The sequence below is a fragment of the Deltaproteobacteria bacterium genome (assembly GCA_020848905.1).
In the GTDB taxonomy this organism is placed as follows: Bacteria; Myxococcota_A; Polyangia.
In genome coordinates, this window is sequence record JADLHG010000044.1 from 1 (window position 1) to 22233 (window position 22233).

Sequence of the window (22233 nt, forward strand, 5' to 3'; positions counted from 1 at the left end):
CTGGCGCTCGCGCTCGAGGCGGTGGAGCGCGCGACGGGCCGTCAGGTAGTCGACCACCGCGAGGATCACCGAGACGCCCACGAGGCCGCCGCCGACGCCGAACATGACGTTGGCCACGGTGGCGTCGCGCTGCCCGACATCCTGGTAGTGCCGGAGCGCCGTGAGCTCGGCGGGGGTGACGCCGCGGGTCTGGTCGAACGCGTTCTGCTGCGAGCGCAGGTGGGCGGCGAAGCCGGCGCCGATGGCGAAGCAGCTCAGACCGGCCCCCAAGGTGAGCCAGGTGTGAGGGCGCAGCGACTCGAAGAAGCCGCTCGACGCGACCACGCGCCCCCCTTCCTTGTCGAGGTCGATCTCCACCCGCACCGTGCGTCCGACCTTGACCTCCACGGTGGAGCGCCAGGTGCGGTAGCCGGGGCGCCGCGCGACGATGGCGTAGTGACCGGGGGGGACGGCGTCGAGCCGGAGCGGGAGCGCGCCGCGCGGCTGGCCGTCGATCGTGACCTCCACGAACGGAAGCAGCGACGACAGCTCGAGCGTGCCCGTGGGGGGCATGGCGAGCGGCGGTGGCTCGGGTCTGGCCGCAGGGCCGCCGGCGGGCTTCTGCGAGGGCTCCGCCTTGCCGAGGAGCTTGCGCACGGCGCGGTCGAGCGCGGTCGCTCGGGCCCCCTTTTCGAGGGGGAGCAGGACCGTCGCGCTGCCACGGTCCACGCCGCTGCCCACGTCGAGCCAGCGCAGGGAGAGCGTGATCTCGCCCCCCTCCTTCTTGGCGGAGGCGAGGAGCAGGGCGGTCGCGCGCACGGTGCGGCCGATCTTCTGCAGGCACGCCACGGAGCGCTGGGAGCAGGCCACGGCCAGCATCAGGTCGTCGAGGTAGAGGCTGGACTTCTGCACCCTGTGCCCGACTCGCCCGAAGGCCTGCAGCAGCTCGTCGGTGAGGAAGCCGAGGCTCGCCTCCGCCTCGACGGGGATGAGGACCTGTTGCCCGGCGCCGCTCGCGGAGGCCTCGTCGCCAGCCGGTGGGGTGGGTTTTTCCGGCACCGGCGCCTGCGCCCGACCCGGCGCGGCCCAGAAGAGCCCGAGCGCGAGCGCAGCGGTAAAGATCCCCGGGTACGCTCCACGACGCGTCGCTTTCACCATCCCGCTCACTTGCTCGTGCACACTTTCACCGATTCGAAGATCGCGCTGGCCCCGGCGGTGAAGATCGCCAGCCCGCCGCGGGTGAACTCGCTGTCTGCGGCCGTCGTTTCGACCTGGCTCAGGTCGGGGGAGGTCACGCGGCAGGTGAGCTGCCCGTCGCGCGCGCGCAGGGTGAGCGAGTACGGAATGTTCACCTTCACGCCCCGGGTGATGGGCTTGCCGGGCTCCGAGGCGGGCTCGGCGAAGAGCGGGAGCTGTCCTTTGCCGAGCTCGTCCGCCTTGGTCTTGCCGATCACGAGCCGGAAGTTCTTCAGGTCGATGGCGCAGTAGTAGCCGCTCCCCGTCCCCGGCCCCAGGCCGGAGGTGCGCACGACGACCCCCGCGAGGGAGACGCCGTTCGCAGGCACGGTGAGCCCGTCGTCGCCGGCCTCGAGAAAGCTGAGTCGCACGGTGGCCTGGTAGGCGGTCTGGTCCTCGAGCGCGTGCGCGGCGCGCTGGACCCCGTTCTTCGAGGCCTGCTTGTACGCGCGTCCGACGAGCTGCCAGTTGGCGGGGCTCTCGACCGGGGTGAAGGGCACCGCCTGAGGGAAGCTCGGCAGGTCGACCGTGATCGAGGTGAAGCGCTTGTCCGTCGGATCGCAGTCGCAGGCGTCCCCGAGCCCGTCGAAGTCCTGGTCCTGCTGCCCCGGGTTGTAGGCGGAGGGGCAGTTGTCCTTGTCGTTCAGGACCCCATCCAGGTCGGTGTCCGCCGCGACGTTCAGGTCCGCGCGCCCGTCCAGGATCGCGGCGGCGTCGGGGCCCGCGTCGGGGCAGCTCGCCGCGAGGACGCAGTAGCCCTGGCAGCAGACCATCCCCTCCTCGCCGCACTGGCCGCTCGCGGGACAGGCGCGCTGCTCGAGCTTGCCTCCGTCGAAGCGGCACCCCACGAGCAGGAGCGAACAGAGCGTCACGACCGGAGCGGTCCGAGCGATCTTATGGAGCATCTGTCCTCATGTCTCCGCGGCACCTCTATACAGATCGCCAGAAGTTCGCGCGGGATTTCTAGCATTCGGGCCTTCGGGGGGTCAATCGCGCCGCACGTCCGAGCGCGCGCGATCTCCGGCGAGGCCCGAGGTGGCCTCACGCGGTGCGACGGGTGTATAGTCCAAGGCCATGCGTCGCGCGGGGCTCCTCGCAGTGTTCCTCTGGGTCGGGTGCAGCCCCAGCTACCGCGCGGTCTTCGAACGCGTCGAACCGCTGAACGGCGCGACCGCGGTGGACCCGTCGCTGGCGCTCAAGCTCGAGGTGGCAGCCGGCGTGAGCATCCACGTGGTCACGCGGGAGGTGGTGCTCTACGACGTGACGGGCGGGGCGCGCAAGACCATCCCCGGGACCGTGCGCTGGGAGGGGCGAATCATCACCTACGCGAACGTCGAGCCGCTCGTGGCGGAGCACGAGTACGAGCTGCTCGCCCAGTCGAGCATCGTGAGCGGCGAGAAGCTGCGCGACTCGGACGCGACCGAGTGGCCCGAGGAGGCGTTCCAGTGGCCGTACCGGCTACGCTTCAGCACGCGCTCGGCTCCCCGCGTGCGCGCGGCGTACCTGGACCTCGACTCCTCCCCGCCGCGGGTGTTCGTACGCTTCTCGCAGAACATGGAGCAGGTGGGGACCTCGCTGCAGCTCTCGCTCGTCGACCAGCTCAAGAAGCCCGTCGAGTTCAAGGGGCCGATCTGGGTGGATGCGGCGAGCGCGCGACTCGACCTCGTGGGTCCGCTCGACGCGGCGACGCTCTACACGCTGCAGGTGGGACGCGAGGCCCAGGCTGCGGACGGGACGCGGTTCGATGGCAACGGGAACGGCGTGCCCGGCGAGGCCGACGACCAGTTTGCCGTGCAGTTCACCGGCGCGCAGACGCTCATCCTCTCGCGCTTCGGAAAGCAGCCGTAGGGTGGCCGACGCACATTTCCAGGGCGTGGGGATCGGATGAGCAGCGGCATCGTCACGCTCGGCCCGGACGAGATCGGGCGCTTCCTGCTGCGTTTCCGACGGAACGACACCCTCGAGCGCTACGAACCGCGCCTGGATCACTTCCTCCGCGAGATCCTGGCCAAGGCCAACGAGTTCGTTCCATCGGAAGCGGGAGCCATCCTGCTCGACGACCCGCGAGCCAAGCTGTTCGGCAAGGGCGGGCGGACGCTCACCTTCATCGCCGCCTTCGGGGCGCACGCGCAGCAGCTCCTCGGCGAGAAGCTGCCCGTAGACCGTGGGATCGTGGGCCGGGTGTACTCGACGGGCGCGCCGAGCTGCTGTCGCGTGGGCGAGGAGGAGCGCTCGCTCTACGAACAGCTCGACGAACGCACCGGTTCGACGACGCAGAGCCTGCTGGCGGTCCCCGTGGTGGTGGGGAGCGCGATCTGCGGGGTCCTGCAGCTCATCAATCGCAGCGGTCGGGACAGCTTCACCACGGAGGACCGCACCCTGATCGAGGTCTTCGCCGGGTACATCTCCTCCTCGATGCAGAACACGCTCGACGCGCTCCGGGCGCGCGAGGTGGCGCGCAGGGACAACTTGACCGGCCTCTACAACGACCGGTATTTCCACTACCGGCTGCGCGAGGAGATTCGCCGCGCGGATGCCGACAGCAGCTCCCTGTCGCTGATCTTCATCGACCTCGATCGGTTCAAGGAGGTGAACGACACGCGGGGGCATCTCGCCGGAAGCCGCACCTTGCACGAAGTGGGCCTGCTGCTGCAGAGCGAGGCGCCGAGCGAAGCGGTGGCAGCCCGCTACGGGGGGGACGAGTTCGTGTTGATCCTCCCGGGTCTCGATGGATCGGGGGCGCGCGAGGTCGCCGAGCGCATGCGGCGCAAGGTGGAGCTGACCTCGTTTCTGGCGGAGAGCGAGATCCAGCTCGAGGCGAGTTCGGTCACGGCGAGCATCGGCGTGGCTTCTTTCGCCGAGCACGTCCGGCGGGCGGGAGATCACGTGCAGCGGGCGAACGCGCTCATCCGCCTCGCCGATGGGGCCATGTATCAGGCCAAGGCGGCGGGCAAGAACCGCGTCGTCGTCGCCAGCCGGGAAGAGGAGCCGTAGCGCAACATGAGTCGCTTGATGGTCGAGAGCACCCGAGGACGCCGCATCATGGGTCGGTTGGCGGGTGGGGAAGACCTCCTTCAGGGGCTGCTGTCCGTCTGCCACGCGCAGAAGGTGCGCTGCGCCACGCTGAGCGGGAGCGGCGTGCTCGAGGAGCTGGCCATCGCGCACTACGACGCCTCGAGTCGCGCGATCGGCAAACCGCGGTGGTTCCGCACGCCGATGCAGCTGCTGGCGCTGACGGGGACGCTGACGGAGCACGAAGGGAAGGCCGACCTGCGTCTGAACGTCACCGCGTCGCGCCAGGGTGATAACGGGATCGAGCTCCTGGGCGGGCTGCTCGCCGGTGGGCGCGTCCTGACCTGCGAGTTCGTGATCGACGCGCTCGACGACGTGCTCGTGCGGCGCGGCGTCGACCGGCGGACGGGACTGGCCATCTGGCAGGAGTTCCTCGGCGGAGCGAGCCCGGGCGGGGCGGGAAGCACCGCGCGCGCCGACGCGGGGAAGGCGGCGCCGCCGGGAGCGGGTGGCGGCGGGGCGAGCCCGGCCGGGGAGGGGAGCGTCGTGGACGCGGCGGAGGCGCAAACGCAGACCATCCCGCCCTTGCCCGCCGCGTGGCAGGAGGCGATCCAGGCCTCGGCCGATGCGCTGGACGCCACGCCCGAGGACGACGAGGAGGAGGAGATCTACCGGCCGATCAAGAGCGGCGATTTCCTCGACCACCGGAAGTTCGGTCGCTGCGTGATCGAGCGCGTGGACGCCAACGAAGAGCTCATCACCGTGCGCCTGCGCAACGATCGGCGGATCCGCCTGAACGTCGCGGTGTTGAATTTGCGCTTTTCCGGGGAAGAGGGCGGGCATCAGATCTTCGTGGCGCGCTCGGCCGCGGAGTGAGCGCGACCGGGTCCGGCGTGGAGCTCCCGCAGAAGCTGGCGGCGGCCGCGGCGGACCGGGCGCCCCGCGAGCGTGGTCGCTTCGTCAACCGCGACGCGCGGAGACGTCCATCGAGCGGACAGGTGATGCGGTGGATGCTCGGAGGCGGTCCGAGGGACCCGCACGACGAGCGCCCGCGTCTCGACGCGATTCCGACGGTGCCAGCCTCGGCGGAGGCGCTTCGAGCCGACGCCCCCGCGGGGGTGACGTGGATCGGTCACGCCACGACGCTGATCCATCTCCCGGGCCTGCGCCTGCTCACCGACCCGGTGTGGGGGGCGCCGACCGGCGTGCCGAGGCTGACGCGCGCAGCGGCGCCGATCGACGCGATCGAGGGCCTGGACGCGGTGCTGATCTCGCACAATCACCGCGACCACCTGGACCGACGCACGATCCGCCGCCTGCCCGCGGAGCTGCTCTACCTCGTCCCCGAGGGGCTCGGCTACTGGATGCGCGCGCAGGGGCGACGGCGCGTGGTGGAGCTCGACTGGTGGGACGCGGTGGAGCTGGCGGGGGGCCGCATCACCTTCGTGCCGGCGCAGCATTGGTCGCGCCGCGGGATGTTCGACGAGAATCGCAGCCTCTGGGGGGGCTACGTCGTCGAAGCAGGCGGCGCGCGGGTCTACTTCGCGGGAGACTCGGGGTGGTTCGACGGCTTCGCCGAGATCGGCGCGCGGCTCGCTCCTCAGGTGGCGATCCTGCCCATCGGGGCCTACGCTCCGCGCTGGTTCATGCGGACGCAGCACGTAGACCCCGCGGAGGCGCTCGCGGCGGCGCGGGCCGTGGGGGCTGTCCGGCTCCTGCCGATCCATTGGGGCACCTTCAGACTGTCTGCCGAGCCCCCCGAGGAGCCGCTGGCCCTCCTCGCGCAGTGCGCGGCCGAGCAGGGGGAGAGCGATCGGGTGGTGCGCTGGCCCGTCGGTGGGACGTACTGGCTGAGCCCCTAGCTCACCGAGGCGTAGCGTAGCCAGCGTCGCGCGTTCCCCTTCCTCCCGTTCCTCCCCGCGGTTGCCAGGAACACCCCACCGTACCTATCATCCGGCGCGGTTGCCTTGGAGGGGAGAGCGGCCATGGCCGAGCGCGGTGACGGGGACGGTCGGGCGGAGCCGACGGCGGCGGGCGAAGGCTTGGCGCTCGCGGGGCGGCTCTCGCGTCGGCAGGCGGTCGTCGTGGTGGGCGGGACCACGCTGGCGACCCTCGCGGGGGCGGCGGTCGTGCACCTCTGGTTCGCGGACCGGGTCTGGCCCCACCTGGCGGCGCACGCGGCGATCGAGGCCATCGGTGCCTTCGCGGCCCTCGCGCTCGGGCGGACGCTGGTCCTGCTCTACGAGCGCGGCCAGGCGCGGACCGAGGAGGGCTGGGTCGCGTGCGCGCTCGGCGCCATGGGGGTGCTCGACGCTCTGCACGCCACCACCTTGCCCGGAGACCTCCTCGTCTGGTCGCACAGCCTCGCGGTGCTGGTCGGCGGCGTCCTCTTCGCTCTGGTCTGGGACGGGCGCGTCTCCGTGGCCTCGCGGGCGCTGCGACGCCGGTTCGTCGGCCTCCTGGCGGTTGCCGGGCTCTTCGGTCTCGCCACGCTGCTCGTGCCGAAGCTCGTTCCCCGGGTGATCGTGCCGGGCGGTTTCGCCTGGCCTGCCGTCGCGGCCAACGTCGTGGGGGGGCTCGGCTTCTGGGTCGGCGCGGCGCGATTTCTGCGGCCGGCCTGGAGTGCGGGGGATCGGGCCTCGACGGTCTTCGCCACCCTGGGCCTGCTCTTCGGCCTGGCGGGCTTCCTCTTCGCCGTCTCGGCCGCGTGGGCGCTCGACTGGTGGCTCTGGCACGTCGTCCGTCTGGCGGCGTTTCTCGTCGCGCTGGCGCACCTCTTCGACGTGGTGCGGGTGGTCCTGCGCGACCTCGCGTGGGCCGGTCAGCGACAGCGGCAGCAGGCCGACGCGCTGCGCGTCGAGGTCGAGGAGCGCCGTCGCGTGGCGGAGCACCTTCAGGTGGCCCAGCGACAGCTCCTCGAGGGGGTAGAGGTGCTCTCCGGCGCCACGCGGCAGATCGCCGAGTCGATCGAGAGCGCGGCGCTCGGGTTGGCGGAGACGACCGCGGCCGTCGAAGAGACGGCGGTCACCGCCAGCCGGCTTCGCGACGGGGCCGAGAGCGCGGCCTCGCACGCCGACGGCGTGGCCGCGGCGGCGAACGAAGGTCTCGCGGCGGCAGCGGAGGGGCGGGCCTCGATGGCAAGCCTCCGCACGGAGAGAGAACTGGTGGCTGCCGCGATCCTGGCCGCGGCGAGCGAGCTCGCGCGCCTGGGGGAGCGGACGCAGGCGCTCGAAGGGATCAACCGGGCCGTGGCCGAGCTCGCCGAGCATTCGCACATCGTGTCCCTCAACGCCGCCATCGAGGCGGAACGTGCGGGCGTCCACGGCGCGTGCTTCGCCGTCGTCGTGGCGGAGATGCGTCTCCTGGCGGAGCAGTCGCGCGAGGCCACGGTGCACGTGCGGGGCGTGCTCCGGCAGATGCAGCAGGCGGTGGCGACGGCGGCCCGTGCTGCGGACGGAGCCGGTGCGGGGACGCAGCGGCTCGCGGAGCGCGGCGCGGAAGCCGAGTCCACGATCGCCCGGCTCGCGGATCAGATGATCGACGCCGCCCGGCGCGCGAGGGAGATCTCCGCGCGCGTCGAGCAGCAGTCCGTCTCGCTGCGAGAGGTCGACCTGGCGATGCAGCAGGTGCGGCAGGCCAGCCGGAAGAACCTCGCGGGGGTGCAAGGCGTCCAGGAGGCGGTGCGGAAGCTGAAGGCGCTCGGCGAGGACCTTCGCGTCGCGTCTTGAAGCTCGACGGGCGGTTGGGGCGGCGTCAGAGGACGCCGGGGCCCGCCTTTCACGCCCAGGGGAAGTAGTGGTGTGCCAGCGGGGCGCGCGGGGAGCGCTTGTCGAAGCCGCGCTCGGCGAGACCGGTGTGGTGCTTGTCGCGCACCTTCACGAGCTCGTCGGGCCCGAGCGGGTGGCCGACCTGGAAGGTGAGACTCGCGAGCGCCCTCTCCTCGGTCATCAGTCGCCGGACCTCTGGGTCGCGGGAGTGCTCGGCCGCGACGTGTCCGATGCCGGGGCGGTTGATCTCGGTCGGGCCGCCCTTGATGATCGACACCAGGCCGCGCGCCCGGCAGAGGAAGGTGAGGCTGGCCATCATGCGACCCACGGCGCGGTAGACGCGCGCGTGCAGGTCGGCGTCCTCGACGCGTGTGGCGAGGATGATGGCGGTGACCGGGTGCGTGTTCTGGAACGAGAGGAAGAAGCGCCCGAAGGAGAGCGCGAGCAGCCGCACCATGCGGATGAACTGGCCCACCGTGAGCGGCTCGCCGGTGCGTCCGACGAGATAGCCCCCTTCGTCGCGGTACTGGGGCTTGCTGAGGATGAACTCGCGCAGGCGCCGGGGCATGAACGCCACGGGCAACGGCGCGTGCTGCGCCGCGAGCTCGAGCGCCTCTCCCTCGAGGGACCCGAGCGCCGCGATGGCGTCGGGGAGCGCGTGTCCCTCGGCCTCCAGGTAGGCGAGCAGCGACGGGATCGTGACGCGGCTGATCAGCCCGCCGTGACCTCCCTCGCCCGTTTCCTCGTGCGCTCCTTCGCCGTAGAGGCCGCGGAACATGGCCTCGCCGATCTGCCGTGGGGCGGGTTCGTGCCAGGTGAAGGAGGCACAGTGCAGAAGGGGCCTGAGCTCCGGCTCCACCAGGGCGAGCGAGATGGACCAGAGTTCGTCGAGCTCGCCGAGGCTCACCTCGCGCGTGGGGGAGGCCACGCGTTGAGAGCAGCGCGTGGCAGTCAGCTCGTCGAAGGCGGACCAGGAGAGGCCATCCGTCGGGAGGGGAGCGCCCAGTCGGCCGGGGACGGCCGGGATGTGCGGCCTCTGCGGCGGACAGAACAGGCCGTCGAGCACGTACTGACGGGTGCGCAGCATGTGCAGGAGCTCGCGCGTGCGCCGTACCATCGCCGCGTCGGCGTAGCGTGGGATGCGCTCCTCGAGCAGGCAAGCCAGCTCGTCAGTGAGAGCCCGCTGATCCGCCTTGTGCACGAAGACTGTGCGCGTGGGATGTCCCTGCGCCGCCGCGGCCAGCTCGGCAGCGAGCGCGTAGATCCCCACGTCGATGTACTCGGCCTGTGATTCGAGGACGAAGCGGGCGACCTTTGCCACGTCGCCCAGCATCGATTCGTACTCGGTGCGGGCCAGGAAGGCGAGTCCGGCGGGACCCCTCGGCACCGGCGATTGCGCGCGGTTCGCCAGACGTTCGAGCTCGGGGCCGGAAAGCTCGACGGCGCGGACGGGCTGCCAGTTGGTCCCCGACGGGGCCCAGAGGCCGTCATAGGCGCAGCGCGCGAGCAGCGGACGCAGCGAGGTGAGGGTTTCGGTGCCGCACGGTCCCTCGGCGGGGAAGCTCAGCCCCGGCCAGGCCGCGATGAGCGCTTCCACCTCGGGGAAGCGCGAGAGGGTGCGCACGGAGGTGCCGTCGGGGAGAACGCTCCAGGTGTCGCCGTGGTTCGTGCCCGAGAGCGCGGAGCCGTCCAGCTCCGTGGACTGGCCGCTGTCGAGGGCCGCCTGGCGCGCCGCGTCCAGTCGCACGGAGAGCTCGTCGTGGGTCTTTTTGAGCCAGCGATCGCGCTCGGTCAGAGTGACGCCGGTGAGCTGGCCCAGCACGCCGTTTCGATCGTAGTGCGCGAGCGGCGTCGTGCGCTCGCCCGCCTGGTCATCAATCTGTGGTGCGCGCTCGGCGGCCTGGTCGGTCTGCATCGGTCTCTCGCGCTCGCCCCCGCGTCCACGCGAGCGGCGCCAGTATAGCCAGGCGCGATGGAAGTGGAAGCGCGGCTCGGCCAACAGATGTTGGTATTTCGGGCTCGGTGCGCTTCGGTGCGTTGATGTGGTCCAATAACCCTCGCCCCTACGCCTGGTTCGACCGCTCGTCAAATTGTTCTTGCGAAGTCCTATTTCTGCGATAGATCCAACGCGGCGCGGCGATAAGCCGAGCATCCCGACGGGTTGCCCGATTTCCAAAGGTATTGACAAGGGAACCCGGTCGGCATAGTTTCACGCGCGACGGAACGCCCAAAACGGGAAACAACCCTTAGAATTCAAGGTCTTGTGGCGCCGCTGACCCCCATGATCCCAGCGCTGACCGACAAGAACGTCCTCGTCACGGGAGCGAGCCGAGGGATCGGCCGTGCCATCGCCCTGCGCCTCGCGCGCGGCGGGGCGAACGTGCTCTTTACCTATAAGAGCGCGGCGGAGCAGGCCGAGTCGCTCCTCGTGGAGCTCCGAGGCCTCGGGGTTCGGGCCGAGGCGGTCGCCTGCGACGTGGCCGACCGCGCGCAGGTGGAGGCGCTCGTGGCGAAGGCCAAGGCCTTCGGCGTGAACGGACTCGTGAACAACGCGGGCATTCGGCAGGATACGCCGCTCTTCCTGATGGCCCAGGAGGCCTGGGACAACGTGCTGGCCACGAACCTGGATGGGCTCTTCCACGTTTGCCGCAGGATCGTGCCTGTCTTCATGAAGCAGAAGGCCGGGTGCGTCGTGAACATCACCTCGGTGGCGGGGATGGTGGGCCTGCCTGGCCAGACCAACTACGCCGCGACCAAGGCGGGAGCCATCGGTTTCACCCGGGCGCTCGCCAAGGAGGTGGCCAAGCTCGGGATCCGCGTCAATGCCGTGGCACCGGGCTTCATCGAGACGGACATGACGACGGGCCTGAAGGAGAAGCAAGTGGAGCAGGTGCTCGGCACCATTCCACTCGGACGCTTCGGGCGCGCCGAGGAAGTCGCTCATCTGGTGGCGTTTCTGCTGTCGGACGAGGCCAGCTACATCACCGGCCAGGTGCTGGTGGCGGACGGAGGCCTGTCGGCCTAGGCCCGCAGGGCCTGCAGGGTCGACGGTACCGTCGGAGGCGTAGGATGTTCAGCCGAGCGGAGATCGAAAAACTCATCCCGCACCGCGAGCCCTTCATCTTCATCGATGAGGTGGTGAGCTTCGAACCCAAGAAGGCGGCGACGAGCCTCAAGCACCTCACCGGCGAGGAGGCCTTCTTCGCGGGCCACTTTCCCGGGCAGCCCGTTTTCCCCGGGGTGTTGATCCTCGAGAACATGGCGCAGACCGCGAACTTCCTCGTGGCCAAGTCCTTCGAGGCCGAGCAGGGCGCCATCGGCGGCGGACCGCGCATGGTCTTCGGCATGGTGAACCGCGCCCGCTTCCTCAAGCCCGTGCTGCCCCCCGCTACGCTCACTACCGAGGTCACGGCGGTGAAGCTCTTCACGCGCATGGGGGTGGTCGAGGCGGTGAGCAAGGTCGGAGATCAGACGGTGGCCAAGGCCACCTTCCAGTTCGGAGCAATGCACGCATGAATTCGTCGTCGACAAAGGCGCGCGTCGTGGTCACCGGGATGGGCGTCGTCTCGCCCATCGGCGTGGGGACCCAGGCCTTCTGGGAGAGCGCGCTCGCGGGGGTGAACGGTCTGCGGGAGATCCAGCGCTTCGACACGAGCGAGCTGCGCGCCCATAAGGGGGGCGAGGTGCTCGACTTCGAAGCGACCGACTTCATGTCCTCGGCCGAGGTCGAGACCATGGGCCGCGCCTCGCACCTGGCCGTCGCAGCCTCGCGCATGGCGCTCGAGCAGGCCGGCCTCGACGAAAAGGCCCGGTCCCGCTTCGCACCGCACCGCCTGGCCGTCAGCATGGGTACGACCATGGGCGAGCCGGAGGTGCTGCTCGACCTGTCCAAGGGGATCGCCGAGAAGGGCCTGGCCGGCTTTCCGCACGACCTGCTCTTTCGCGTGCCGAGCTCGCGGATCTCGAACAACGTGGGCCGGCTCTTCGGCTTCAAGGGCGTGAACTACCAGATCCCCACCGCCTGCGCGGCGGGCAACTACGCCATCGGCTACGGCGCGGACCTATTGCGCCTCGGTCGCGCGGACCTCGTGCTGGCCGGCGGGAGCGACGCCTTCTCGCAGATCGCCTTCGTGGGCTTCAACAAGCTCCTCGCGGTGGCCACGGACTGCGTGCGCCCCTTCGACAAGAACCGGGGCGGGATGATGATCGCCGAGGGGGCGGCGTGCCTCGTGCTCGAACGGCTCGAGGACGCGCTCGACCGCGGCGCGACGATCTACGGCGAGTTCCTCGACTACGGGCTCGGCTGCGACGCGCACAAGATGACCATCCCGCACCCCGAAGGGCGAGGCGGGGTCATCGCCATGCGCGCCGCGATCACGCGGGCCGGGGTCTCCGTCGAGGACGTGGATCTGGTCTGCGCGCACGGCACGGGCACGAAGGAGAACGACAAGGTCGAGACGGGGATCATCAAGGAGGTCCTCGGGGCCCACGCCTACGAGGCCCAGGTCAACTCGATCAAGTCCATGATCGGCCACACCATGGGGGCCGCGAGCGCCATCGAGGCGGTGGCCTGCATCCAGACGGTCCGCGAGGATCGCATCCCGCCGACCATCAACTACGCGGAACCTGACCCCGAGTGTGATCTAAGTTACGTTCCCAATACCGCTCGGGCTTGTACTGTCAACGTGGCCGTTTCCAATGCCTACGCCTTTGGAGGCAACTGCTCCTCCATCGTCGTGCGGAAGTATCACGGCCAGGGAGCATGAGGATGACGGCACACGGCACGTCCCGTCCGGGCGGCGTGGTGATCACTGCGGCCGCGGCGCTGGCGCCGATCGGCTTTGGCCTGGCGGAGTTCAAGCGGGGCCTGCGGCGGTCGGAGCACCGGCTGGGCGAGGTGACGCTCTTTTCCGAAGAGCCGGAGGCGAAGGGGCTGCGCGGTGGCGAGCTGACGGGGTTCGATCCGAAGGCGATCATGGCCGCCAAGGGCCTGCGCTACATGGATCGCAACACCCTGATCATTCTTTCCTGCATGAAGCTGGACCTGGAGACCGTCCTCGCGCAGCTCGGCGAGCGGGAGCAGGTCGGGTTCACGATCGGTACGACCTACGGCAGCCTGCGCAGCCAGATCGACTTCCCGGTGACGTACCTGACCCAGGGCTTCAAGGCGCTCAACGCCATGGATTTTCCGAACATGGTGATCAACGCGCCGCCGAGCCAGGGGAACATCTGGTGGGAGCTGCCGCACTCGAGCACCACCATCTCGAACGCCTTCACGGCCGGCGTGGACGCGGTGGTCTTCGCCACGGACATGATTCGCACCGGGCAGGCGCGGCAGATGATCGCCGGCGGCTCGGACGAGTTCTCGCTGCACACGGCGCTGGCCTTCGCGCGGCGCGGCCTCGCCTCGGCGTCGGGGCAGGTCCGGCCCTTCGACGCGCGGCACGACGGGACGCTCCTCGGCGAGGGAGCGGCGATGGTGCTCCTCGAGGAGCGGGCGATCGCCGAGCAGCGGGGCGCGTCGATACGGGCGGAGGTCCTCGGCAGCGGCTCCACCTTCGACGGGCGCTCGGAGTTCGCGTTCCACCCCGAAGGGGAGGGGGCGGCGCACGCGATGCAGCTCGCGCTCGAGGAGGCCGGGATCACCGCCGACCAGGTGGACTTCATCGCCGCTTCGGCGAACGGGAGCCCCGAAGGCGACCGCATGGAGGCGCGGGCCATCGAGCGCGTGTTCGGCGCGCGCGGCCGGCAGGTCCCCGTGGTGGCCTACAAGAGCTACGTGGGCGAATGCTTCGGCGCGACGGGCGCGATGCAGATCGTCGCGGCGCTGTGTGACCTCGAGGACGGGATCATTTCCGCGACCTGCGGGTACGGAAGCGGCTCCGAGGGGCTGAACGTCACGCGAACGCCCGTGACGGGAGCGAGCCCGAAGGTTGTGATGGTGAACAGCTTTGGCTACACCGGGCACAACTCCTCGCTGATTCTCCGCAAGGCGTAACGCGGACGGGACGCGAGCATGAGCTGGCTGCACGAGAAGACCACCGACTTCCTCAAACAGGTGCGCGAGGCGAAGGAGAAGAAGGCCTTCCCCTTCCTCCGGCGCTTCGAGAACGTCGGCCCGCGGGTGAAGATCGGCCGCGGGAGCTACATCAACTTCACCTCGAACGACTACCTCGGGCTCTCGCAGCACCCGGCGCTGATCCAGGCCGCGATGGCGGCGACCGCGCGCTTCGGCACCGGACTCGGGAGCTCGCGGCTGCAGGCCACGGCCGACCGCCACGACGAGCTCGAGCGGCGGCTGGCGCGGTGGCTCGGCTATCCGGCGTGCGCCGTCTTCACCACGGGCTATCAGAGCCTGGTCGGGACCATCGCCACCTTCCTCGACGGAGAGACGACGGTCATCCTCGACAACTACAGCCACGCGAGCATCCTCGACGGGGTGTTTCTGGCCAAGGGGAACCACCCGAACCTCGAGGTGCGCTTCTTCAAGCACAACAGCGTGCGCGGGCTGCGCCGCGTGCTGCAGAGCTCGACGCGCAAGCAGAAGCTGGTGATCGTCGAAGGGCTCTACAGCGTGGACGGGGACATGGCCCCGCTCGCCGAGATGGTCGAGGTGTGCAAGGAGTACGGCGCTCCGATCATGGTCGACGACGCGCACGGCCTCGGGACGATCGGCCGGCAAGGGCGGGGCGTGGGCGAGCTCCTCGGCGTGCTGGACCAGATCGACTTCCTCGTGGGGACCTTCTCCAAGTCGTTCGGTGGCGTGGGTGGCTACGTGGCGGCCGACCAGACGCTCATCGACTACCTGAAGCTGCAGGCCCGATCCTTCGTCTATTCGGCGTCGCTGCCGGTTGCCCAGGTGGACGCGGCGATTGCGGCGCTCGACATCATCGAGACCGACCCGTCGTACCGGGACCGCCTCGAGACGAACAAGCGCTTCTTCCGCGAGGGGCTGCTCGAGCTGGGCTTCGACCTCGGCGTGAGCAACACGCACATCACGCCGATCATGATCGGGGACGACGTTCAGGCGCTGACCTTCGGGGCGTACCTCTACCACGGGGCGAAGGTGATCATGCTCCCCTTCATCTACCCCGGGGTGCCGAAGGGGACGGCCCGGCTGCGGTGCAACGTGACGGCCGCGCACAGCAAGGCCGACATGGGCTACGCGCTGGAGGCGCTCGGCGTGATCGGGCAGGAGCTCGGCATCCTCAAGGCCGGGGCGAAGACGCGGGCGAGCTCGGTGCAGAAGGCGCTCTGGCTCGCCGAGGGGAAGGTGGCGGGGCTCAAGAACGCCGGGCTCGGCTATCTGGTGCAGGAGCTCGAAGAGGCGGGAAGCAAGGTCTCCTCGTGGGCCGAGGGTCTCTTCGGAGGCCGTGGGCACGGGGCGAAGGTCCGCAGTGGAAATGGCCACGGCGGCGACGACGATGGGCCGCGAGATGATGCTGCGGCGAGCGCGCAGGACGCGGGAGCTGGCGAGGGGCGTGATGCCGCGCCCACCCCCGCGGCGCGGCCGACGACGACGACCGCGGCGTCGTCGGAACAGGTTCAATCCTAAGGAGAAGTATGATGGACCAAGTGGAGCTGGTGAAGACCGTACGTGACATGATCGCCGAGATCGGCGAGCTGGATAGCCCCGACACGATCGGGCTCGATCAACACCTGATCGAGGACCTGGGGCTGGATTCCATGCTGCTGCTCGAGGTGCTCTCGTCTCTCGAGCAGACCTACGGCATTTCGATTCCCGAGACCGAATTCCCCAACATGACGACCATCAACCAGTGCGTCGATGTGGTGAAGCGGTACAAGAACGCCGCCTAGCGAACGACGGGCTGTCCGAGGCCCGCGCTGGTCATCCATGGCGGCGAGCAACGAAAAAGTCGTAGTGCTCGGGGGCGGCATGGCCGGCCTCACGGCGGCCGCGTACCTGGCGCGCGCGGGTCTCGACGTGGAGCTCTTCGAGCAGCATTACCGCCTCGGCGGGTGCTGCACGAGCTTCAAGCGGCGGCAGTTCGTCTTCGATGCGGCGGTGCACCAGGTGGGCGGTTGCCATCCTGGCGGCATTCTGCGCGCGGTCTTCGAGGACCTGGGCCTTTGGGATCGCGTCGAGATGCGGCGCGCCGACCCGATGGACGTGATCATCTCTCCCCGCTACCACGTGCCGGTGTGGGTCGACCCCGAGCGCTTTCTCTCGGCGCTGCGCGAGAACTTCCCGCGCGAGATCGACCGGCTGGAGAAGCTCGTGCGGTTTCTCTTTGCCTTCGGGCCGGCCGACTTCGGCCGCTGGGGCTCGGCCACCTACCGGGAGCTGCTCGACCACTTCCTCGAGGACGAAGCGGCCAAGACGATCTTCATCCTCCCGCTCGGAAACATCGGCATCTCGGCGCGGCGCGTGGGGGCGATCACCGCCTGCACGCTCTGGCGCGAGAACCAGCTCAATGGCGGCTACGCGCCGAAAGGGAGCTTCCAGGCGCTCCCCGACGCGCTCGGGGTGCGCATCGAAGAGCTTGGCGGCAAGGTCCACAAGCGCACCGAGGTCAGCCGGATCGAGGTAGAGAACGGCCAGATCGTGGGCGTGCACGTGCGGCCGATGCTGTCGGCGCTCGGCGAGGAGCGCTTCATCCCCTGCCGCCACGTGATCGGCGCGGGAGCCGCGCCGCACATCTATCTGGACCTGATCGAGCGCCAGCACGTGCCGGCGGAGTACGTGGAGCGGCTCGAGACCTCCGAGTATTCGTTCTCGGGGATCGTGGTCTTCCTCGGGCTGAAGGGCAACGTGCACGAGCGGCTGCCGCACCACGGTTGCCACTGGGTGCTCGACGAGGCGACTCCCGATGCGATCGACCGCTGGCTCGAGCCCGAATGGACCGAGCAGCACATGTTCGAGGAGCAGGGTCCCTTCTACGCCGCCTTTCCGACGGGCTACGACCCGGAGCTGGCTCCTCCGGGGAAGAGCACCGCGGTCCTCATCCTGCCCGGCGTGCACAAGTCGCGCGGCTTCTGGCTCGAGCACAAGGAACGCATGGCCGAGGTCGGGGTGGCGCGGCTCGAGAAGCTCTTGCCCGGCATCGCGAGCCAGGTCGAGCTCTCGTACGTCGCCCACTCCGCCACGATCGAGTACTTCACGCGCAACACGCGCGGCGCGTGGTACGGCTGGTCCATGATCCCCGGGCAGAGCAACCTGAAGCGCCTGCCGCGCACGGGCCCCGTCGGAGGTCTCCACCTGGCGGGGCACTGGACGCAGCCCGGCCCCGGCGTGCTGAACGCGGTGAAGAGCGGAGAGCTCACGGCCAAGTCTCTGCTGCGAGCGCTCAAGAAGCAGGCGAGCGCGGCCGCCGCCGTCGGACCCCATGCGCTACCGTAGCTACGTCGAAGCGTACCGTCGGTCGATCGAGGACCCGGCCGGCTTCTGGGCCGACGAGGCCGCGCGGCTCGCGTGGTCGAGGCCCGCCGAGCAGGTCCTCGACCTGTCCGAGGGCCCGCACGGCCGGTGGTTTCGCGGGGGGAGGCTCAACCTGTGCGACAACGCCCTCGACCGGCACGTGCGCGCGGGACGGGGGGCGCGGCCGGCGATCGTCTGGGAGAGCCCTGAGGTGGGGGTTTCGCAGGTCTGGAGCTACGCCGAGACGCTCGAGCGCGTGAAGCGCTTCGCCGCGGTGCTCGAGGGCCTCGGCGTGCGTCGCGGAGACCGGGTCGCGATCTACCTGCCCATGGTCCCCGAGGCGGCGGTGGCGATGCTGGCCTGCGCGCGGCTCGGCGCGGTGCACGTGGTGATCTTCTCGGGCTACGCGGCCCCCTTCGTGGCGCGGCGTCTCGCCGATAGCCGGCCGAAGGTGGTGGTGACGGCCAGCCACGCCAAGCGCGGAGGACGCCTGCTCCCCGTGAAGGCCACGGTGGACGAGGCGCTCGCGCAGCTCCCGCCGACCGACGTGAAGGTCGTGGTCCTCGACCGGGGCCTCGGTGACTGGACGCGCGTGGCGGGGCGCGACCTGGACTGGGGCGCGCTCGAAGTTGAGGTGCGCGGCGAGGGGCCGGCGTGCGTCGCGCTCGAGGCCACCGACCCGGCGTTCGTGCTCTACACCGCGGCAGGGGACGGGCGCACCGACGGGATGGTGCACGACACGGGCGGCTACGCCGTCGCGCTCGCGGCCTCGATGGAGCACCTCTTCGCGTGCGGGCCCGACGACGTCTTCTGGTCCACCTCCGACGTGGGCTGGGTGGTGGGCCACAGCTACATCGTGTACGGGCCGCTCCTCGCGGGGATCCCGACGGTGATCTACGAGGGGACGATCTTCAACCCGCACGCCGGCATCTGGTGGGAGCTGGTGCAGAAGCATCGGGTCACCGCCATGTACAGCGCGCCGACGGCGCTGCGGATGCTCCGGGGCTTCGACGAGGACTTCATCCGGCGCGCGGACCTGTCGTCCCTGCACCACCTCTTCGTGGTGGGCGAGCGGCTCGACGCGGAGGCGCAGCGCTGGGGTACCGAGCAGCTCCGGGTCCCAGTGATCGACCACTACTGGCAGACCGAGAGCGGCTGGCCGATGATCGGGCACAGCGTCGGGATCGAGGAGCTGGCTCCGCGACCCGGGGCAGCGGGGCTGCCGTGCATGGGCTGGAGGCCGCGCGTCGTGGATCGCGCGGGGGAGCGCGTCGCGCCCGGCACCACGGGGGAGCTGGTCTTCGCCACGCCGCTGCCGCCGGGGAGCTTCACCTCCGTGGCCGGGGAGGCGGCGCGCTTCCGCTCCTACTACTTCGGTCGCTTCGACGGTGACTACGAGGCCTTCGACCTCGCAGCCGAGGAGCGCGACGGGTACGTCACGGTCTTCAAGCGCAGCGACCGGGTGGTGAACATCGCCGGACACCGGCTGGCCATCGCGGACGTGGAGGCGGCGCTGGCCACGCACGAGGCGGTGGCCGAGGTGCGCGGGACGGCGGTCGAGGACCGCATCAAGACCGAAGGGATCCGCTGCCAGGTGGTCTTGCGCCCCGGCTTTCAGCCCGACCCGAAGCTCGCGATCAAGCTCAACCGCCAGGTGCGGGAGCTGGTGGGGGCGGTCGCGGTACCCAAGGAGATCCAGTTCGTGGACAGCATCCCCCTCGAGGGCGCAACCTAGCGCGTCCCCGGAGAGGGCCTCCGCCGCGCGAGCGCCGGCGCGAGAGCTCGATGGATACGCCCCGCGCTCGACCGCAGGTTCATGTCTTCCGCGACGCGCAAACTGGCCGAGACGATCACCGCCCGCCCCTGGCTCACCGTGGGCGTGGCGCTGCTCGTCGGGGCTGCGGCCTCGGCGGTGGCGAGCGGGCTCAAGTTCGACGCGTCGTTCACGGCGCTCCTGCCCGAGGCGACCCCCGAGGTGCAGGACCTGAACCTCGTGAAGGCCAAGGCGGGCGGCACCGCCGAGCTCTTCATCGCGCTCGCGGGCAAGAAGCCGGCGCGACTGGCCTACGCGCGAGAGCTCGTGCAGGAGCTCCGCACGAAGCCCTACATCCGCTGGGCCGACGTCGAGTTCCCGGTGGACTTCTTCCTCGATCGCCGGATGCTGCTGCTCTCGTCGAAAGGGCTCACCACCCTTCGCGACTCGATCGACGAGGAGATCGAACGCGCCAAGGTGCGGGCGAACCCGCTCTACGTGGATCTCGAGGAGGAGAAGGACAAGAAGGGCGAGCCAAAGCCGTGGGCCGAGGTCGAGGCGCAGGACACCCCGAAGGACAAGAAGGGGCTGCTCCGTCGCACCTTCGAATCGAAGGACGGGCGCTACCTCTTCGTGCGGGTGAAGCCCAAGGTGGCCTCCTCGGACTTCGACAAGGCGGGCGAGATCTTTACGCAGGTGAAGGCCATCGTCGCTGCGCACCGGCCCGAGACGCGCGGCGTGAAGGTGGAGTACGCGGGGAGCCTGGTGGTCAACCAGGAGCAGCACCAGACCATGCTGGGGGACCTCTCGCGGGCGGGCGTGATCGCGCTCGTGCTCGTGGTGTTGCTCGTGACGCTCCACATCCGGCGCGTGGCGGCGTTGCCGGTGCTCGTCGTGCCGCTCGTGGTGGGGATCGCCATCTCCATGGCGCTCACCAAGCTCTTCGTGGGTCAGCTGAACCTCGTCTCGGGCTTCCTCATCTCCGCGCTCACGGGGCTCGGCATCGAGTACGAGATCCATCTCTACCTGCGCTACCTCGAGAAGCTGGACGGGCTCGGCGACGGCTTGCAGGCCATGCGCCGCGCGTATCTCGAGACGCTGCGCGGCTCGATCACCTCGGCCTGCGCCAACGCCTTCTGCTTCTTCTGCCTGATGGCGTCGAACTTCCGTGGCTTCCGTGAGTTTGGGCTCATCGCCGGGATCGGTATCTTCGCCACCTTCATCACGACCTACCTCGTCCTGCCCCCGCTCGCGCTCCTCTTCACGCGCAAGCCCAAGGGGGACCACAAGGCAGTGCGCGGCGACGCGGTGCGCCCCTTCCGGCGTGGCGTGGCGTGGGTCATGGTGGCGGTCGGTGCGGTGCTCCTCGCGTACTCGGTGCGCGTGGCGCCTCAGGTCCGCTTCCACAACAACTTCAAGCAGCTCAGGGGTTACTCGCCGGCGGTGGAGTTCCAGGAGTACGTGGAGCAGTCGCTCGGCGGCTCGCTCGCCCCGTCGCTGGTGATGGCCAAGGACGTGGCGGAGGCGCGTCGCGTCGAGGCCTTCGTCGAGCAGTGGCGCAAGCAACCCGGTTCGGGGGTGCTACGCGTCTTCTCGCTGGCTTCGATGGTGCCGAAGGACGTGCCCGAGAAGGCGCCCCTCCTGACGGAGATCGCGCGGAGTCTGCGCTCCGTGCTGAAGGAGAAGCTGACTCCCGAGGACCGGAAGAAGGTGAAGGACGCGCTGAAGCTGGCGGAGATGAAGCCGTGGGGAGTGGAGGAGATCCCCGACGTCTTCAAGCGGCACTTCCTGGCCGTGGACGGCAGCGGCACCTTCGTGCTCGTCTGGCCGCGCTACGAGATGTACGAGGACGCCGAGATCATGGCCTGGGGTGAAGAGCTCGGCCGGATGAAGGCGGCCATGGAGAGGGCGGGGATCAAGACCCCGATCCTCGACGAGAACCGGGTGGCGAGTCGCGTCCTCTCCACCATGCACGCCGACATCCCCTACATCCTGGTCTACGCCGCGGCGGCCGTGATGCTGCTCCTCCTGGTGGACTTCCGCAACCTGCGGCAGGCCCTCTTCGTGGGGGGCTCGCTAGCCCTCGGCGTGGTGTGGATGCTCGGACTGATGAAGCTCTGGCACCTCGAGTTCAACGTCTTCAATCAGGCCGTGGTACCGACGCTCTTCGGCATGGGCGTGGACAACGCGGTGCACCTGCAGCACCGCTACGACCTCGAAGGCCCGGGGTCGCTCGGCAAGGTGATCGCGACGACGGGGGCCGCGGGCTTTCTCGCGTCGGCCACGAACGGCATCGGCTTCGGGGCTACCCTCACCGCCCACCACGCGGGGATCGAGTCGATGGGGATGCTCGCGGTGCTCGGCTTCTCCTGCACCTTCATCTCCACGACGGTCTTCTTGCCCGCGCTGCTCAGGATCCGCGAGCGGAAGGGCATCTGAGCGTGGTCCTGAAGGTCGCGCGGCTCGCGGCTCGCGGGAGCGAATCGCAAGCGCTTCGTCTCGCTACCTGAGCTGGGCGCGCATGGCCTCGAAGTGCCCCGCGATGTCCTTGGCGGTGCGGGAGCGCGCGAGCCACTGCGGCACGGGGCCGGCGATGTCGATCCGCACGCGATAGAAGGCGCGCGTCGCCGCGCCGTTGCGGATGGGCTCGAGCTCCCAGCTCCCTTCGTGCGTCGTGAGGCGCACGATGCCGGACTTCGGCGGCGGGCCCAGCTGATTCGCCACGTGAAAGCGCACCCAGAGTGCCTGACCGGTCTTGCCCCAGGTGAGCTGGAGGGTGAAGTCCCGGTCGCTCAGGATGGGCAGGTCCAGCCGCTGGTAGACCACGATCGAACTTGTCTTGCGCAGGAGCACGCGACTCTCGGCGAGGTTCTTCACCCAGCCCGGGTGGCGGCCGACGTCGAGCAGCAGCTGATGCACGCGCGCCGGCGCGGCGTCGAAGTCGCCCACCGCGGCGAGCTCGATCGCGGAGCTCTGGTCGCGCCGGTAAATCGACACGCCGAAGCGTTCTCCGACGGAAGAATAGCCCTGCTGCGCCAGGACGACGCTGATCGGAACCGCGAGTAACCAGCCGAGCATGACAACCTCTTTGCGCCGTCCCGGCGCCC

At 69.9% G+C, this 22233-nt stretch carries 18 protein-coding genes; 14 read left to right on the forward strand and 4 right to left on the reverse strand.

Annotation, left to right across the window (positions count from 1 at the left end; translation table 11 throughout):
- Both IT371_19905 and IT371_19910 read right to left on the reverse strand, forming a co-directional pair.
- On the reverse strand, positions 1 to 1137 hold a 1137-nt coding region (locus tag IT371_19905), incomplete at its 3' end, for a PEGA domain-containing protein (protein MCC6749940.1).
- 5 nt (positions 1138 to 1142) lie between these two features.
- Positions 1143 to 2120 (reverse strand): thrombospondin type 3 repeat-containing protein, encoded by a 978-nt coding sequence (locus IT371_19910; GenBank protein ID MCC6749941.1) that lies wholly within the window; start codon positions 2118 to 2120, stop codon positions 1143 to 1145.
- 169 nt (positions 2121 to 2289) lie between these two features.
- Here IT371_19910 and IT371_19915 point away from each other — a divergent pair, with 169 nt between their 5' ends.
- The 5 genes from IT371_19915 to IT371_19935 all read left to right on the forward strand — a co-directional run bounded on the left by IT371_19915 (position 2290) and on the right by IT371_19935 (position 7955).
- The gene (locus IT371_19915; GenBank protein ID MCC6749942.1) at positions 2290 to 3063 is read left to right on the forward strand and encodes a hypothetical protein; all 774 of its coding nucleotides are present in this window, start codon (positions 2290 to 2292) and stop codon (positions 3061 to 3063) included.
- Between the two features lie 36 nt (positions 3064 to 3099).
- Positions 3100 to 4209: a sensor domain-containing diguanylate cyclase gene (locus tag IT371_19920; protein MCC6749943.1), complete on the forward strand. Its 1110-nt coding sequence runs from the start codon at positions 3100 to 3102 to the stop codon at positions 4207 to 4209.
- 6 nt (positions 4210 to 4215) lie between these two features.
- On the forward strand, positions 4216 to 5103 hold the full coding sequence (locus IT371_19925; protein ID MCC6749944.1) for a DNA-binding protein: 888 nt from the start codon (positions 4216 to 4218) through the stop codon (positions 5101 to 5103).
- The gene (locus tag IT371_19930) at positions 5100 to 6089 is read left to right on the forward strand and encodes an MBL fold metallo-hydrolase (protein MCC6749945.1); all 990 of its coding nucleotides are present in this window, start codon (positions 5100 to 5102) and stop codon (positions 6087 to 6089) included. The genes IT371_19925 and IT371_19930 overlap by 4 nt, the downstream gene beginning before the upstream one ends.
- 123 nt (positions 6090 to 6212) lie before the next feature.
- A complete protein-coding gene (locus IT371_19935) occupies positions 6213 to 7955 on the forward strand; it encodes a hypothetical protein (GenBank protein ID MCC6749946.1) in 1743 nt (580 codons plus the stop codon).
- Positions 7956 to 8004: 49 nt separating this feature from the next.
- On the opposite strand, the gene IT371_19940 is transcribed toward IT371_19935, so the two are convergent.
- Positions 8005 to 9909, reverse strand: coding sequence for a nitroreductase family protein (locus IT371_19940; protein MCC6749947.1), 1905 nt, complete (start codon positions 9907 to 9909; stop codon positions 8005 to 8007).
- Between the two features lie 366 nt (positions 9910 to 10275).
- Here IT371_19940 and fabG point away from each other — a divergent pair, with 366 nt between their 5' ends.
- From fabG to IT371_19985, 9 genes are all read left to right on the forward strand, one after another.
- Positions 10276 to 11019, forward strand: coding sequence for a 3-oxoacyl-[acyl-carrier-protein] reductase (gene fabG, locus IT371_19945; GenBank protein ID MCC6749948.1), 744 nt, complete (start codon positions 10276 to 10278; stop codon positions 11017 to 11019).
- A gap of 44 nt (positions 11020 to 11063) precedes the next feature.
- Positions 11064 to 11510 carry a 3-hydroxyacyl-ACP dehydratase FabZ gene (gene fabZ / locus IT371_19950; protein ID MCC6749949.1) on the forward strand — a complete coding sequence of 149 codons (447 nt, stop codon included), beginning with the start codon at positions 11064 to 11066 and terminating at the stop codon, positions 11508 to 11510.
- Positions 11507 to 12760 (forward strand): beta-ketoacyl-[acyl-carrier-protein] synthase family protein, encoded by a 1254-nt coding sequence (locus tag IT371_19955; protein MCC6749950.1) that lies wholly within the window; start codon positions 11507 to 11509, stop codon positions 12758 to 12760. The genes fabZ and IT371_19955 overlap by 4 nt, the downstream gene beginning before the upstream one ends.
- A 2-nt stretch (positions 12761 to 12762) precedes the next feature.
- Positions 12763 to 13992, forward strand: a complete 1230-nt coding sequence (locus IT371_19960; protein ID MCC6749951.1) for a hypothetical protein — start codon at positions 12763 to 12765, stop codon at positions 13990 to 13992.
- Between the two features lie 18 nt (positions 13993 to 14010).
- Positions 14011 to 15549, forward strand: a complete 1539-nt coding sequence (locus IT371_19965; protein ID MCC6749952.1) for an aminotransferase class I/II-fold pyridoxal phosphate-dependent enzyme — start codon at positions 14011 to 14013, stop codon at positions 15547 to 15549.
- 8 nt (positions 15550 to 15557) lie between these two features.
- Positions 15558 to 15812: an acyl carrier protein gene (locus IT371_19970; protein MCC6749953.1), complete on the forward strand. Its 255-nt coding sequence runs from the start codon at positions 15558 to 15560 to the stop codon at positions 15810 to 15812.
- A gap of 37 nt (positions 15813 to 15849) precedes the next feature.
- The gene (locus IT371_19975) at positions 15850 to 17355 is read left to right on the forward strand and encodes an NAD(P)/FAD-dependent oxidoreductase (GenBank protein MCC6749954.1); all 1506 of its coding nucleotides are present in this window, start codon (positions 15850 to 15852) and stop codon (positions 17353 to 17355) included.
- Positions 17342 to 19108 carry an AMP-binding protein gene (locus IT371_19980; protein ID MCC6749955.1) on the forward strand — a complete coding sequence of 589 codons (1767 nt, stop codon included), beginning with the start codon at positions 17342 to 17344 and terminating at the stop codon, positions 19106 to 19108. The genes IT371_19975 and IT371_19980 overlap by 14 nt, the downstream gene beginning before the upstream one ends.
- An 81-nt stretch (positions 19109 to 19189) precedes the next feature.
- A complete protein-coding gene (locus tag IT371_19985) occupies positions 19190 to 21565 on the forward strand; it encodes an MMPL family transporter (GenBank protein MCC6749956.1) in 2376 nt (791 codons plus the stop codon).
- A gap of 63 nt (positions 21566 to 21628) precedes the next feature.
- On the opposite strand, the gene IT371_19990 is transcribed toward IT371_19985, so the two are convergent.
- Entirely contained in the window at positions 21629 to 22204 is a 576-nt protein-coding gene (locus IT371_19990; protein ID MCC6749957.1) for a hypothetical protein, read from the reverse strand.
- Between the last annotated feature and the right edge of the window lie 29 nt (positions 22205 to 22233).